At 41.3% G+C, this 13,331-nt stretch carries 10 protein-coding genes; 5 read left to right on the top strand and 5 right to left on the bottom strand.

Translation table 11 applies throughout. The annotated features are described in order from the left end of the window. The gene (gene znuB / locus F995_RS00530) at positions 1-801 is read left to right on the top strand and encodes a zinc ABC transporter permease subunit ZnuB (protein ID WP_004644857.1); all 801 of its coding nucleotides are present in this window, start codon (positions 1-3) and stop codon (positions 799-801) included. Between the two features lie 74 nt (positions 802-875). On the opposite strand, the gene F995_RS00525 is transcribed toward znuB, so the two are convergent. Then, entirely contained in the window at positions 876-1,496 is a 621-nt protein-coding gene (locus F995_RS00525) for a LysE family transporter (protein ID WP_004644856.1), read from the bottom strand. Positions 1,497-1,657: 161 nt separating this feature from the next. On the opposite strand from F995_RS00525, the gene F995_RS00520 reads away from it, so the two are divergent. Beyond that, on the top strand, positions 1,658-2,578 hold the full coding sequence (locus tag F995_RS00520) for a Dyp-type peroxidase (protein ID WP_004644855.1): 921 nt from the start codon (positions 1,658-1,660) through the stop codon (positions 2,576-2,578). A gap of 43 nt (positions 2,579-2,621) precedes the next feature. On the opposite strand, the gene F995_RS00515 is transcribed toward F995_RS00520, so the two are convergent. Genes F995_RS00515 through F995_RS00505 form a run of 3 tightly spaced genes read right to left on the bottom strand, consistent with a single transcriptional unit; the run spans position 2,622 to position 8,510 of the window. Further along, a complete protein-coding gene (locus F995_RS00515) occupies positions 2,622-3,494 on the bottom strand; it encodes a hypothetical protein (protein WP_004644854.1) in 873 nt (290 codons plus the stop codon). A gap of 9 nt (positions 3,495-3,503) precedes the next feature. Then, positions 3,504-5,690, bottom strand: coding sequence for a LysM peptidoglycan-binding domain-containing protein (locus tag F995_RS00510; protein WP_004644852.1), 2,187 nt, complete (start codon positions 5,688-5,690; stop codon positions 3,504-3,506). A 15-nt stretch (positions 5,691-5,705) separates the two neighbouring features. Further along, entirely contained in the window at positions 5,706-8,510 is a 2,805-nt protein-coding gene (locus tag F995_RS00505; protein ID WP_016806912.1) for a type VI secretion system Vgr family protein, read from the bottom strand. A gap of 246 nt (positions 8,511-8,756) precedes the next feature. On the opposite strand from F995_RS00505, the gene F995_RS00500 reads away from it, so the two are divergent. Both F995_RS00500 and F995_RS00495 read left to right on the top strand, forming a co-directional pair. Then, positions 8,757-9,911 (top strand): methionine aminotransferase, encoded by a 1,155-nt coding sequence (locus F995_RS00500; protein WP_016806913.1) that lies wholly within the window; start codon positions 8,757-8,759, stop codon positions 9,909-9,911. A gap of 128 nt (positions 9,912-10,039) precedes the next feature. After that, entirely contained in the window at positions 10,040-11,404 is a 1,365-nt protein-coding gene (locus tag F995_RS00495) for an MATE family efflux transporter (RefSeq protein WP_004644849.1), read from the top strand. Between the two features lie 117 nt (positions 11,405-11,521). On the opposite strand, the gene F995_RS00490 is transcribed toward F995_RS00495, so the two are convergent. Further along, a complete protein-coding gene (locus tag F995_RS00490) occupies positions 11,522-12,370 on the bottom strand; it encodes an SDR family NAD(P)-dependent oxidoreductase (RefSeq protein WP_004644848.1) in 849 nt (282 codons plus the stop codon). A 223-nt stretch (positions 12,371-12,593) separates the two neighbouring features. Between F995_RS00490 and F995_RS00485 the strand changes: the two genes are divergently transcribed. Continuing rightward, positions 12,594-13,271: a TetR/AcrR family transcriptional regulator gene (locus tag F995_RS00485; RefSeq protein ID WP_004644847.1), complete on the top strand. Its 678-nt coding sequence runs from the start codon at positions 12,594-12,596 to the stop codon at positions 13,269-13,271. Positions 13,272-13,331 lie beyond the last annotated feature (60 nt).

The raw sequence follows: 13,331 nt of genomic DNA, 5'->3' as shown, positions 1-13,331 counted from the left end.
ATGATGGATTGGTTACAACTCCTTTTACCTGCATGGATCATGGGAACGCTATTGGTATTTCTGACTGCACCGCTGGGCTGTCTCATGCTCTGGCGGCGTATGTCATTTTTTGCCGATACCATGGCACACGGTACTTTGCTCGGTGTTGCCATCGCTGGGGCTTTAAGTTTACCTCTCTGGATGGGAGTCACTTTTATTGCCTTATTATTGGTAGGGGTTTTGTGGGTGCTGCATGATCCGCGCCTGCCGAATGATGCCTTGCTGGCGCTGTGTTCAGCAACACTGCTTTGCTCAGGTCTATTGTTCATTCAGCATTTACCGAGTTTAAGACCGGAACTTCTCAGCTATCTATTTGGTGATCTACTGACGATTTCTTGGACGGACTTACCCACCTTTGCTATCGTGATTATTCTGGCCTTAGCCGTCCTCTATAAGAGCTGGCAAGCGCAGATTCAAATCGCGATTGATCCGGACATGGCGGTCAGTGAAGGTGTAAATGCCAAATGGCAACGCCTGATCTTTATGTTGTTATTGGCATTGTTTACCGTGCTTGCCCTGAAAGCAGTGGGTTCATTACTCATGGGGGCATTACTGGTGATCCCTGCTCTGACTGCACGACTCCTTGCACATTCACCAAAACAAATGGTGATCTGGGCATTCGTGATTGCGCAAATTGGGGTGACCGTGGGCCTATGGTCGAGTGCAGGTCTCAATACTTCGACAGGTTTAACCATTGTCCTGACCATGGCGGTGCTATTTGCACTGATCTTCTGTGTGCAGAAGTTTAAAAAGCTGAATTAATCTTTCTGTTAAATCATGATGATTTTCTAATGATCTATTCAGCCTCTCTCCTTTAAGGAGAGAGCAAACACTCGTTATTGATGCACCAAACTCAATAAAAATGCAGCACCTGCAAATAAACCGGCAAAAGTCCGGTTCATGACTTTTTGTTGTTTCGGTGATTTTAGTAGCCTTAAAACTTTAGCAGCCAATCCGGTATAACCCGCCATCACAATCAGATCAATCGTCACCATTGTTGCAGCCATAATCAAATACTGAATCCATTGTGGTTTGGACAAATCCAGAAATTGCGGCAAGACGGCCAGTAAAAATACGATGGCTTTAGGATTAGTGATATTAACCAAGAAACCATGCAGTACCAGTTTTCCTCTCGATTTTCGCGTCAATTCATGTTTAATTTCGATGTTCTGTGCAGGTGCTTTCCATTGCAAAACTGCCAAATATAACAGGTAGCCAACACCAAACCATTTCACCACTAAAAATGCCCATGGGGTTGTCGCAAACAAAACTCCCACGCCTGCTGCAACCACTGCAATCTGTACCAGTAAAGCCAGTTGCAGACCCAGCGCATTCCAGTAACCATGCCGAAAACCATAATTCAATCCGCTCGACATCGATGCAATTGCACCAGCACCCGGAGAGACACTAATCACCCAGCAGGCCAACATATAGGCAAACCACATTTGATAGGACATGAATATTTAACTCAGCAAAACTTGCCCAATATTATATGAATTTTCCAATAAAATCAGGCTAAAAACTTGCTTAAATATAAGGCACTGCACTATTCACTCTGTCTAGCTTCAGGCACAATATGTACATTAAAAAACAGGATCTATCCTTATAGGAGCCATGAATGACAGCCCAATCGGTAATCTTGCCACTTCCTTCAGATCATGCTCGCTTTATTGTGTTACGTCTTAAAGATTTGAGTATTGAAAAATTAAAAGAACAACTCGAACATTTGTTTACTTCTCGTGATCGGCTGATCACGCAACACCCTCAAGCACAAATTAAAACAGGCGTAGCTTTTGGTCCTGAACTGTGGACAAAACTTTATGATCAAGCTCCTGCAGGCTTTAAACAGCTTGAACCCATTCATGGTTCGTTTGATATGCCGGTTGTTCCAGCAGATGTACTGATTCATATTGCCAGTGCCCGTGCTGATATCTGCTTTGCGCTCAGTCAAGCTTTTTTTGAAGGAATTCAGGACCAGGTTCAGGTGCTGGATGAGCGAGTTTGCTTCCGCTACTTTGATGGTCGTGATATTACCGGCTTCATCGATGGTACTGAAAATCCACAATTCCCGGATGATCGTGCTGAAGTCGCATTATTAGGTGAAGATTCAGGTATTTTCCAAGATGGTTCATTTATTTTTGCCCAGCGTTACGCGCATAACCTGGAAAAATGGAAAAAGCTAAAAGTTGATACTCAGGAACAGGTTATGGGTCGCACCAAGCTTGAATCCATTGAATTGGATGATGAAGTCAAACCTGAAAATGCGCACGTGGCACGTACTGTAGTTGAAGATGAAGAAGGCGAAGAAATGGAAATTCTACGTCATTCTCTGCCTTATGGTGACGGACGTGGTGACCAGGGTCTATTCTTTATTGCCTATACCAAAGACCTGAAAATTATTGATACTATGTTAGAACGTATGTTCGGTACCTCTGGCGATGGAATTCATGACGGTCTGCTGCATTTCGTAACACCTCTGGATGGTGCCTATTACTTTGCGCCAAGTGAGGAGCTGCTGGGAGAGGTTTTGGAAGGGTAAAAGAAAAAAGCCGGTGGAAGCCGGCTTTTTAAATTAATTATTCTTAGAATGAGAATTCTTTTTTATTATTTCCTTCAAAATATTTTATGTTTAAATCACCATCAATATTTACATTTTTTCCTGCATAAATATATTTTTCTGAAATTAAATTAAAATTTTTAACTTTCATAATCCTTAAATTAGCTCCCCCTTCATCAAAAAACGGAGATACTATTAAAAAGAAATCTTTTTCCCCTTTCAGAAAAACACTCATTCCATCTTGAGGGTTAATAAAATTATACTTATTTAATATTTTTTGCGAAGATATTAATCTCAAGTTATTACATTGATTTAATTTAATATTATTTATACACTTAAAATGAATATCAGATGAATAGGGCAACTTAGAAAATTCTTCAATACCATTTAATCTTAAGCCCTCTATTTTATTTACACGTCCTTTTTCAAACTTATAACATTCATTTTCAATATTAATATTATTATTTTCTAAAAAGTAGGTAGTCCCTGATAAACAAACTTTATTATCTTTTTTATTATATTTTATAATAGCAGGATCATCATTAATTTCCCTTAAATTACCATCGACAAAATTACCTACCATCTGAGGCACAGGAATTACTTTTTTTTCTAGAGGATCTAATATAACTATCAGCTTAACAACTCTACTTTCACCTTTACCTGTACTTCTATTATGATTTAAAATTAATAATATTTTATCATTTGAAAAATTAGGCAAATCTTTAATATGTTGATTATAGATTTCAATCTTGTTTCTAGAACAAAAATCAACAACTTCACTTTCAAAATAACATCTTGATACATTATTTGATGTTATTAATATATTTTCTTTTGGGTATGTACAACTTGAAAATAATAAACCATTAAAAAACAATGATAAAATTAATTTGGATTTCATATTTAAAACCTATTTATTTGAATGATAAGCATGAATTTTTTCAAATATAACTTTAACTTTTTCGGTAGAATGTTTATTTGCTTTATTCGTTTTAGATTCATGATAACCGATACTACCATCAGAAATAATTCCATATTTATTCTTTTCTCCCTTCGGTAAAGCAATTGAAGCCCACTCTTTCGAAGCATCAACCATGGCCTGCTCTACAGTTTTATCACCTTTAATAATCAAGCTGTAGATAGATGAACGACCTCTTAATAAATGCTCCTTAAAGACTCTTTCTTGCATAGCAGGATCATATAATTCATTACCACTCAAATTTAGTCTCGCTTTAGCTGCTGCTAAAGTAGAAGGAATTGTTTGATATTTTCCAGTGGCAAATCTTCTTCTATTGTCATCCCATCTATATTTTTTCGCAGCGTCTAAAATTTCATCAATAGTTTTTTCAGTGATTGTACCTGGCAAGTCATTCATTTTTCCGTATTTAACTCTTTTTCCTTCTGGAGCTCCTGCATTCCAAGCTTCATAGCTACCTTCACCACTAGCAATCGCATCACCTAATTCTTTTACCAGAGCCTCAATAGTTTGATCTGTTATTTTAGAAATAGTAGAAGTATTTACGATTATTCCTGCACAATTTAAAATAGAATTCATATTTAGTGATTTAATAATCTCAACTACCGGATTTCCATTGAGATCTTTAATTTCTTTTTTGAAGTATTCATCATTAAAGTAAATACTTGAGAATCTTGTCACATCAAAATGAACCCAAGTAGTTGCTCCATTTGCTCCACTCTTAAATTTTTTTGGTTCTAAATATATTTTATCAGAAGCCCTTTCTTCACTTGCTCTCATTTTTATAGTCATAATTTTTTTTCTAATAAACTCTATATCTTCTATAGCCTTAGTCCTCTTCCCATTTTTATTAATATGTATATCTAATGCTAAACCCATATGATTTACTGTAGTTCTGCCTTTTTTCTTATTATCATTTATACATCTATAACCAGATTCTATATAAGCCACTTCAAGACCTTTATATTTAAATTCATTTTTTAAATAAAAATTTAATGCTTTTAATATCCATATTAAAGATCTATGCAATCCTGGATATTCATTAGCAGTATTCAAACCAGATTTAATACCTCTTCTATTATTACCATAACCTGAACACTGACCACAGGGACAACTAGCTTTAGTCATAAAATTTGCAATTCCATATTCATCACGGAACTTATCTAAAGCTGCTAAAAAACTTCCGCATATTTTTCCAGTTTCAGGAACCCCCATATAATCCCGTTGAAATTGCTTTATACATTCCGCTGTTAAAGGAGTAAATTCATCTGTAGGTAATGCGCCACCAAAGCCTGCTAGCCTGATATTAACCTCTCTAATAAGTTCACTTTTGCCTTGAGATATACATTGAGGATTAGTTTTACATAAATTGGAAGTATCAGTTTTCGGTGTTCCGCCATCCTGACTGCGATCCTCTTTCATATCAATTTTTATTGCATCCGATAAAGCTTTCTTACCTTCTTCATACCATTCATTAAGCTGCTCTAATGCTTTCTTCTCATACTCTTCAACTGTATTCACAATTCCTTTATCAGCCTGTTTAGTCTCTTTTTTACTTTTCTCTGATGATTGAGACTTATTATTTTGAGAAGCATTTTTTTGAGGGTTTGGCTTTCTATCAATACTTGTATTATTTCCTGTAGCAGGCATATTAATTGGAAGTTTAATTACTTGTCCTATGCTGATTTTATTGACATCTTTTATCCCATTCAGCCTTTCGAGCACTCGGATTGTGGTGTGATACTGTTGTGCAATAGATGATAAAGTTTCACCTTTTTTAACCTTATGTGTTTTACGTTTATAACTTCCTTTATTTTCATTATTTTCTAATGTTTTTAAATCCAAGAGAATTTTAGGACTTATAACCGTAACCAGCATACGGTCTTTCGCCATTATGAAAGTCTGAACTTTTTTCATACCTCCACCTAAAAGGCTTTTGACATATATATCTAAAACCGTTCCTTTGTCTCTTTGAATTTCATAAAGGCACCCCTTGGAATTGGTAGAACCCCGTACTACATGTTGACCTGTCTTACTATTTTTGACTTCATATTGAACTTTAGGAATTGGATTTCCTAACAAATCTAGAATTTGTACTGTTGCTAAAGACTTATTTGTCATTTTTATTTTTATCTCCTATTTATTATTCTGCTCAATCAGGTCATCAACATCATAACCTTGGACACTTAATCCCCATTCATCATTGAGCCCTACCAAAATTTCTACTTTAGAGGAATCAGCTGTAGTAATTTTTCCAGTACGACCGTGCGCATCAAGCTGACCTGAAATATACGAATTAGTATCAGGAATAAAAGCTTTATAATTTATTGAACTGAAATCGGACTGCCAAAATAGATCATATATATCCAGCCTATTGCTATATAAAGCATTATTCGGAAGCTGAGGTATTTCATAAGAGACTTTAGCCCCTCCCATAAAATTATGTTGCCCCGCCTTACACTCAAATTTTCCGCCAGTCGTGAAAAATACCCCGCCACTATTTACCTTAATTTGAGACCCTCCAGCGGTCAGTACAATCTCCTTCAGACTAGTGATTTCGATTTTGTCTTCAGTCGAAATGAGCTTGATTACCTTACGAGCGATCGCTTCAATTGCATCATCTTGGGCTTGTAGTTCAATTTTGCCTTTAGCGGCATAGACACTTGCGCCCTCTTGAGCAGCGAATAAACTGATCCGGTCCTGTGCATGAGCAACTAAAGACTTCTGTGTGGAAAAATGAATATTGTCCCCGGCACTCTGATTGATTTGCTGATCAGCGGATAAATGAATATTTTCATTTGTGCTCAGTGCAATCGTTTGGGGGGCAGTTAATAACATCACGGCCTGTTTAAATGCGATGGCCTTGGCTTGATCTTCAGCTTCAATCTGACTCAGAAACTGTTTTAAACTATCAAAAAATTGCAGCGGATCTGTCTGCTGTTGTTCAGCAATATCACTCAAGGCTTTACTATGATCGAGATTCGATTCAATCTGCTCTTTGGCACGACTCGCATCCAGGTGATTGCCTGCTGCTGAATCTTGCCGATAAGTGGAGATTAATAAGCCTTTTCCTGCACGTATGGCACCCCACTGGTCTGTCCTTAGTTCAAAACCTTCTCCTCGACCTTCGCTGCTTTCACTTTCTTTAGGATGGCTTAGATTTCCCAGATTGAGCTGACTGGCTGCATGACTACTTTGCAGCTGCGCACTAATCTGTTCAGGGGTATCATCGAAACGCAACTGGTTAAAGCCATCCCCATCGACCTCCTGAGAACGGATGCCACTGAGTTTTTTGGTCGCAGGAAGTTCTCCTTTTGCATCAAACATGGTCGGATGCCGTTCTGCTTCATGAATCCGTCCCACCACAAAGGGCCGGTCGATATCACCTTCAAAGAAGTCAATCACTACAATTTCGCCAATTCGCGGATGCAACCTGATGCCATAACCCTCACCCGCCCAAGGGGTCAAAACATCCACCCAAGCAGAATCGCTATCATTGTCATTGCTACCTGCGCCGCCATCATGCTGATGATCCTCACTCCGGGTAAACAGAAAACGAACTTTCACCCGCCCCCATGCATCGACATGAATCGTTTCACCTTCAGGTCCGACCACTCGAGCCCGTTGCGGATATGCAGCAGCAGGCCGATGAATGAAGGGGTGGTACTCAGGAACAACCTGGATTTCACGGCGCACCATCTGTAGTTCATTGGCCTGTCGTTCCTCCTGTGTCATCTGCCAGCCGCTCTTCTCAAGCAAACTGTCCAGCTGAGATAAGATATCTTTGGGTAAATTGTTCTGGTTATAAAACCGCTTAGCTAAAATCAGAAATTCACGTTGATGGGCAGGATGCTGATCAATTTCAGGATGCTGTTGCAGTTCAAACCAGTATCCAACCTGAGCATCTCGTACGCTGCTACTGGCTTTAAAATATTTAGACTGTAAAGCATGATAGTCACTGAGCTGCTGATTGAGTCGATCCAGTTGGGCTATACCAGATGCTGTCACCTGATCCTCATGATTTAAGTCGCCGGTCCAGGCCGGACTGATGTTCCACGCATCTTCAAGGTGAAGAGTGGCATTTGCATGGATATCACTTTGCTGATGATTACTGAATAAAGGCTGGCTTTGATCCTGGGCAAGTTGCTGGGCATGCCAGCGCTGGGTCCTGGTACTATTCGGATTGAGCTGACGTACCGCAATCAGACTGTTCAGCGTGTCGAGCTGTTCGGTGGCATGACTGCAATGAAACCGGATGGAGCGGCGTTTTAAAGCTGAAAAATATTGGGAATGATCTACCAGTTTTAAAAACTGAGCTTGAATCTCGCTGGCTGATACAGGCACAGTTAATTGCTTTTCATCGATCAACCAGTTAATTCCTTCGCTACGCCATAAACGGGTCAGAAAATCATAATCCGATTCATTCGACTGCATTACAAAAGGTCGGACATCATAGTCCCGGCTGAGTCCTGTCAAATCCAGGCTGAGACTGGCCGCGAATAATGCACTTCTGTTTTGCCATTCACTGAACAGGATTTCACTGATCTCGCGCACCGTCTTATTCATAAAAACCCGACTGTTACGGCGCTTCTGCCAGAGTGCAGTCGGATCATTTAGCGTCAATTTATACAGGGTCAAAGCTCCATCATTCTGCCCTTGACTGGCTGCAGTAATAATGCCCGTAGTCCGGAAAAGTTCACCCCGGTCTGTGACCTGATCAATGGCCACCCGACAGCCGATAAACTGTTTCAAGGCAATATGAGCATGAGTGGAAAGACAGATCAGTTCAGCCTGCAGGCCTTGATTGATCTGATGCTGACCCTCAATACGCTGAATCAAAACCTGATGATTTAAAGGAGGATGTGAAAACTGTAAATGTAGCGCACGATGCTGTCGCTTAAGCCCGAGCTGCTCCACCAGCATATGGATAGGTTTTGGCATTTTATAGTTATAATTTTAAGCTTTATTATTGTGCGGCAGATTTTAGGAAAAGTTATCCATTTCGTCCAGTTCACGATGCATTTCACATAATTAGGCCTTTAATTTATGGCCCTTCAATTAAAAATCTTAAATTGCATGTGGTACATCTTAATTAAAAATATTGCTCAATATTCCCTATTTTTCCGATTATCCTATACGGAACTTGCTGCTACACTCATTCAGATCTCATTCTTCAAGGCCAAGGACATGCTGGAACTCCCTTCTAAATTACCCGATTTGGGCGTGACCATTTTTAGTACCATGTCGGCCTTGGCACAAAAACTCGGAGCCTTGAATCTTTCTCAAGGATTTCCGGACTTTGCAGCGCCTCCTGCCTTGATTGAAGCTTTAAACCGGGCCAGCCAGAATGGATTTAACCAGTACGCACCAGGAGATGGTCTGCCAGTCTTGCGAAGTCTGGTGGCAGATCTCTATCAGCAACGTGATCAACTGATTATTGACCCTGTCGAGGAAATCACGATTACCCCTGGGGCGACAATTGCGATTTTTTGTGCCATTCAAGCCACGGTACGTGCCGGGGAAGAAGTCATTATTTTCGATCCCAGCTACGACAGTTATGGACCTGCGGTACAACTGGTCGGGGCAAAGCCAGTGCATATTGCTTTGCAGCATCCTGATTTTTCTGTGGACTGGAATCAGGTCAAAGATGCCATTAATGACCGTACCCGCATGATTGTCGTGAATACTCCGCATAACCCGAGTGGGAGTGTCTGGTCCAAGGCAGACTGGCAGCAACTGATCGAACTGATTCGCGAGCGCAATATTGTGGTGCTGTCCGATGAAGTCTATGAACATCTGGTTTTTGACGGCGTTCAGCACTATTCGGCCTGGTCATTTCCAGAACTTCGCGAGCGTAGCTTCGTGATTGGTTCTTTTGGTAAAACCTTCCATGTCACGGGCTGGAAAACCGGATTTTGTATTGCTGCACCGGCACTGATGAGAATGTTCAGACAGATTTATCAGTTTGCCAGCTTCTGCGGTGTAACACCCGTTCAGGTCGCTTTGGCGGAATATATGCAACTGCATCCTGAGCATATACGCGAACTGTCCCAGTTTTATCAAAACAAACGGGATTTATTTAACTCATCCATTAAAACATCACGCTTTAAGTGGACACCTTCTCAAGGGACTTATTTTCAGAACTTAGATTATTCGGAGATTCGCCCTGAGCTTGATGATCTGTCCATGTGTCATTTTCTGGCAGAACAACATGGGATTGTCGCGATTCCAGTCTCCGCGTTCTACCAGCACCCTCCTGCCGATTTACGTCTGCTCAGGTTCTGCTTTGCAAAAAAAGAACAAACTCTGATCCAGGCAGGTCAAATTCTTTCAAAGGTTTAACTCACCTTTTAACTAAAACTCTCATAAAATAAATGCCTTAGTTACTTAAAAGCTAAGGCTTTTTTTTATATTCTGCCGAATAATAGCTACATCAATAAATAGATGATAATTCAATCACAGGATGTCGCATGGCACAGCACTCACTGATTCATCAACAGAATTTATGGAAAGCCTTTCTGGTTTTTCTGTTGCCATTAATTGCGACCAATATCCTGCAAAGTCTCTCCGGCACGATCAATACAGTTTTTGTGGGACAAATGCTCGGAGTGAATGCGATTGCTGCTGTTGCCGTTTTTTTCCCAATCCTGTTTTGTCTGATGGCCTTTGTAATTGGTTTGTCTGCCGGTTCTACCGTACTGATTGGACAGGCTTGGGGTGGAAAAAATATAGAAAAAGTGCGCTGTGTGGTCGGTTCAACTTTATTTATGACCTTGATTGGCGGCAGCTTGATTGCGCTTTTCGGGGTAATTTTTGCTGAGAATATTCTTTTGGCCCTTGGCACAGATCCTGATGTAATGCATTTGTCCTTGCCCTATGTACAATGGATGCTGGCGGGTAGTCCCTTAATTTTTATCTATATTATTTATACTTCCATCTTGCGTGGCGTTGGGGATAGTACCACGCCCCTGTTTGCTTCCGCACTTACCATTGGGGTCGGTTTGGTGGTGACACCGGTCCTGATTGCCGGTTATTTTGGCTTTCCTAAAATGGGCATTATCTCACCGGCGATTGCCACCATTCTGGGAAATCTGGCGGTTCTGTTGTTTTTAATCCTGTATTTGAACTATAGGCAACATCCGCTCAAGCTGGACTGGGCCTTATTAAAAAATATTCGTCATCAACCACAGTTGAGCAGAATGATCTTGAAACTGGGGGTTCCTACTGGTGTGCAAATGGTCACGACTTCAGTTGCCGGACTGGTAATTGTCGGACTGGTCAACCGCTATGGCGCAGAAGCAACAGCGGCCTATGGCGCAGTCAATCAGGTCTTAAATTATATTCAATTTCCGGCTTTGTCGATTGCGATTGCCGCATCTGTATTTGGTGCGCAAGCGATTGGCGCAGGTAAATCAGATCTGCTGAATAAAGTTACTCGGACTGCACTGAGTATGAATATCCTGTTTACCGGCGGTTTGGTGATTCTGGCCTACCTGTTCTCCAAATATCTGATGGCGCTGTTTATTACCGATCCTAAGGTTATAGTACTGGGACAACAACTGCTGTTTATTGTGCTGTGGTCGATTCTGTTCTTTGGTGCCAGTGCCATTTTTGCTTCGATCATGCGTTCAAGTGGAACGGTGACCATGCCAATGCTGATTAATATTTTTGCCATTCTCTGTATTGAAGTTCCCGCCGCTTATCTGTTTAGCCGGTGGTGGGGTCTGGAAGGTATCTGGTATGCCTACGCGTTGGCCTTTGTCAGCCTGTGTATTTTGCAGGGACTGTATTACCAGTTGGTCTGGAAGAAAAAAACGGTTGAAGCGTTGATTTAGATGCAGGTTTTTTTACGTGCCTAAAGCATTACAGGAGTTAATACTCTCATTTGCAAAAAATTAGCCCCTATCACAGCGATAAAAAAACCCGCTTTCGCGGGTCTGTTTTACAATTTCTTAAGCAGACTTTTTCTTTCTTTTACCAAATTGGGTCGCCAGTGCAGTGACATGCTGATAACCGGTCGGCAAGATTCGCTGAATCAGGTCTATCGCTTTGGCATCATTGCCGATGAGCAGACGGCGCTTGTCTTTTTGTACCGCCTCCAGAATTTGACGGGCAGCTTCTGCAGGTGGACAACGCAATAATTTATTAAAATTACGGGCCGATTTTTCCGGATTCATACCTAAAGTCAGCAGGCTGTTATTCATTTTTGCTGCATTGGCAATGTTGGTACGGATACCCCCCGGATGCACACACAGTGCACTCACGCCACAATTTTCCAGATCCAGTTCCTGACGCAGGGATTCAGTAAAACCACGCACGGCAAACTTGGTCGCATTATAAGCAGACTGGGTCGGCTGAGCTGTTAAACCAAACAGGCTGGAAATATTGATGACATGACCATCGCCAGTTTTCTTGATCAATGGCAGGAATTCTTTGGTACCGTAAACCACGCCCCAGAAATTGATTCCGACGATCCATTCCAGCTCTTCATAAGATGCCCCTTCAACGGTTGAACCCAGTGCAACGCCGGCATTGTTAAAGATCATATTGATACTGCCATGATCCTGTTCGACCTGTGCCGCCCAGTTACGCACCTGTTCCAGTTCAGCCACATTCACTTTTTGCATGGTGACACGAACATCAGTCCCTTGGAGTAATTCTACAGTTTGTGCCAGACCCTGTTCATTAATATCACTCAGTGCCAAATGACAACCCTGCTGGGCCAGTAATACTGCCAGTTGCTGACCAATACCTGAACCGGCACCGGTAATCGCAGCAACTTTATTGTTAAAATTTTTCATTCAATTTCCTTATGTAAACCACTGCCATTCCATGACAGCAGGATCTTGTTCTGTTGTTTCAGGAGCTAGCACAGATCCTCAATATAGTTTTGACAATATAGATTGTCAATAATTATCCCATGTCCTTAGAGGCCAAATTTCAGGGGAGCATTTCTATATAGGTCTAAGCGTGATTTATTGTTAAGATATTCAAAATCTTCATGCAGATGAGCACACAGGCCTTATGACCGATTCAATCGACTCAGCAGCAAAATCACGACCCGCCAAAACCAAGGAACGTCAGTTTAAAGGCCTGTCGATGGCTGAACGGCAGCAGGCACGTCGTGAAAAGCTCATCGAAGCCGGGATTGAAGCCTATGGTAGTTATGGTTTTTTTTCAGTTACTGTCAAAGATATCTGCAATGAAGCCAAACTGACTGAACGTTATTTTTATGAATCCTTCAAGAAAAGCGAACATCTGTTTCAGACCATTTTCCTAAAACTGATTGATGAACTGCAACAGAATGTGATGCAGGCCATGATGCAGGCATCGAGTGATCCGAAAAAAATGATCGAAGCCGGTTTGAGTGCGCTGCTCACTACCCTGCGTGACAATCCGCGCATGGCACGGATCATTTATATCGATGCCATGCTGGTACAGGAGCTGCATAATCAGGCCACTATTCATGAAACCATGTCACGTTTCGACCGCATGATTCATGCCTTTGTCATGTTGATGATGCCGCAATTAAATCGCAGCGAGCAGGAAATTTCATTGGTGTCGACCGGTTTAAATGGCTATGTCACCCAAATTGCCATTCGTTGGGTGATGAGTGGTTTTAAGCATTCGCTTGAGGAAGTTTTATCGTCGTGCAGTGTGGTTTTTTTGGCGCTGCTCGAGTCATTTTCCGAGAAAAAATAGCTGTTAAATCCTGTGCTTAATCGGCTTTCCTGCATTTACCAGTGAGTTGAAGATTTATGC

The organism is Acinetobacter sp. CIP A162 (assembly GCF_000367905.1).
GTDB classification, from domain to species: Bacteria; Pseudomonadota; Gammaproteobacteria; order Pseudomonadales; family Moraxellaceae; genus Acinetobacter; species Acinetobacter lwoffii.
Note: the sequence above shows the minus strand (reverse complement) of the source record. Positions and strands in the feature narration are given on the sequence as shown.

Coding starts and splice junctions, on each gene's coding strand:
- F995_RS00490 (WP_004644848.1), bottom strand. CDS start 12,370: ATGAAAAATTTTAACAATAAAGTTGCTGCGATTACCGGTGCCGGTTCA.
- F995_RS00505 (WP_016806912.1), bottom strand. CDS start 8,510: ATGCCAAAACCTATCCATATGCTGGTGGAGCAGCTCGGGCTTAAGCGA.
- F995_RS00500 (WP_016806913.1), top strand. CDS start 8,757: ATGCTGGAACTCCCTTCTAAATTACCCGATTTGGGCGTGACCATTTTT.
- F995_RS00515 (WP_004644854.1), bottom strand. CDS start 3,494: ATGAAATCCAAATTAATTTTATCATTGTTTTTTAATGGTTTATTATTT.
- F995_RS00525 (WP_004644856.1), bottom strand. CDS start 1,496: ATGTCCTATCAAATGTGGTTTGCCTATATGTTGGCCTGCTGGGTGATT.
- F995_RS00510 (WP_004644852.1), bottom strand. CDS start 5,690: ATGACAAATAAGTCTTTAGCAACAGTACAAATTCTAGATTTGTTAGGA.
- F995_RS00495 (WP_004644849.1), top strand. CDS start 10,040: ATGGCACAGCACTCACTGATTCATCAACAGAATTTATGGAAAGCCTTT.
- F995_RS00485 (WP_004644847.1), top strand. CDS start 12,594: ATGACCGATTCAATCGACTCAGCAGCAAAATCACGACCCGCCAAAACC.
- F995_RS00520 (WP_004644855.1), top strand. CDS start 1,658: ATGACAGCCCAATCGGTAATCTTGCCACTTCCTTCAGATCATGCTCGC.
- znuB (WP_004644857.1), top strand. CDS start 1: ATGATGGATTGGTTACAACTCCTTTTACCTGCATGGATCATGGGAACG.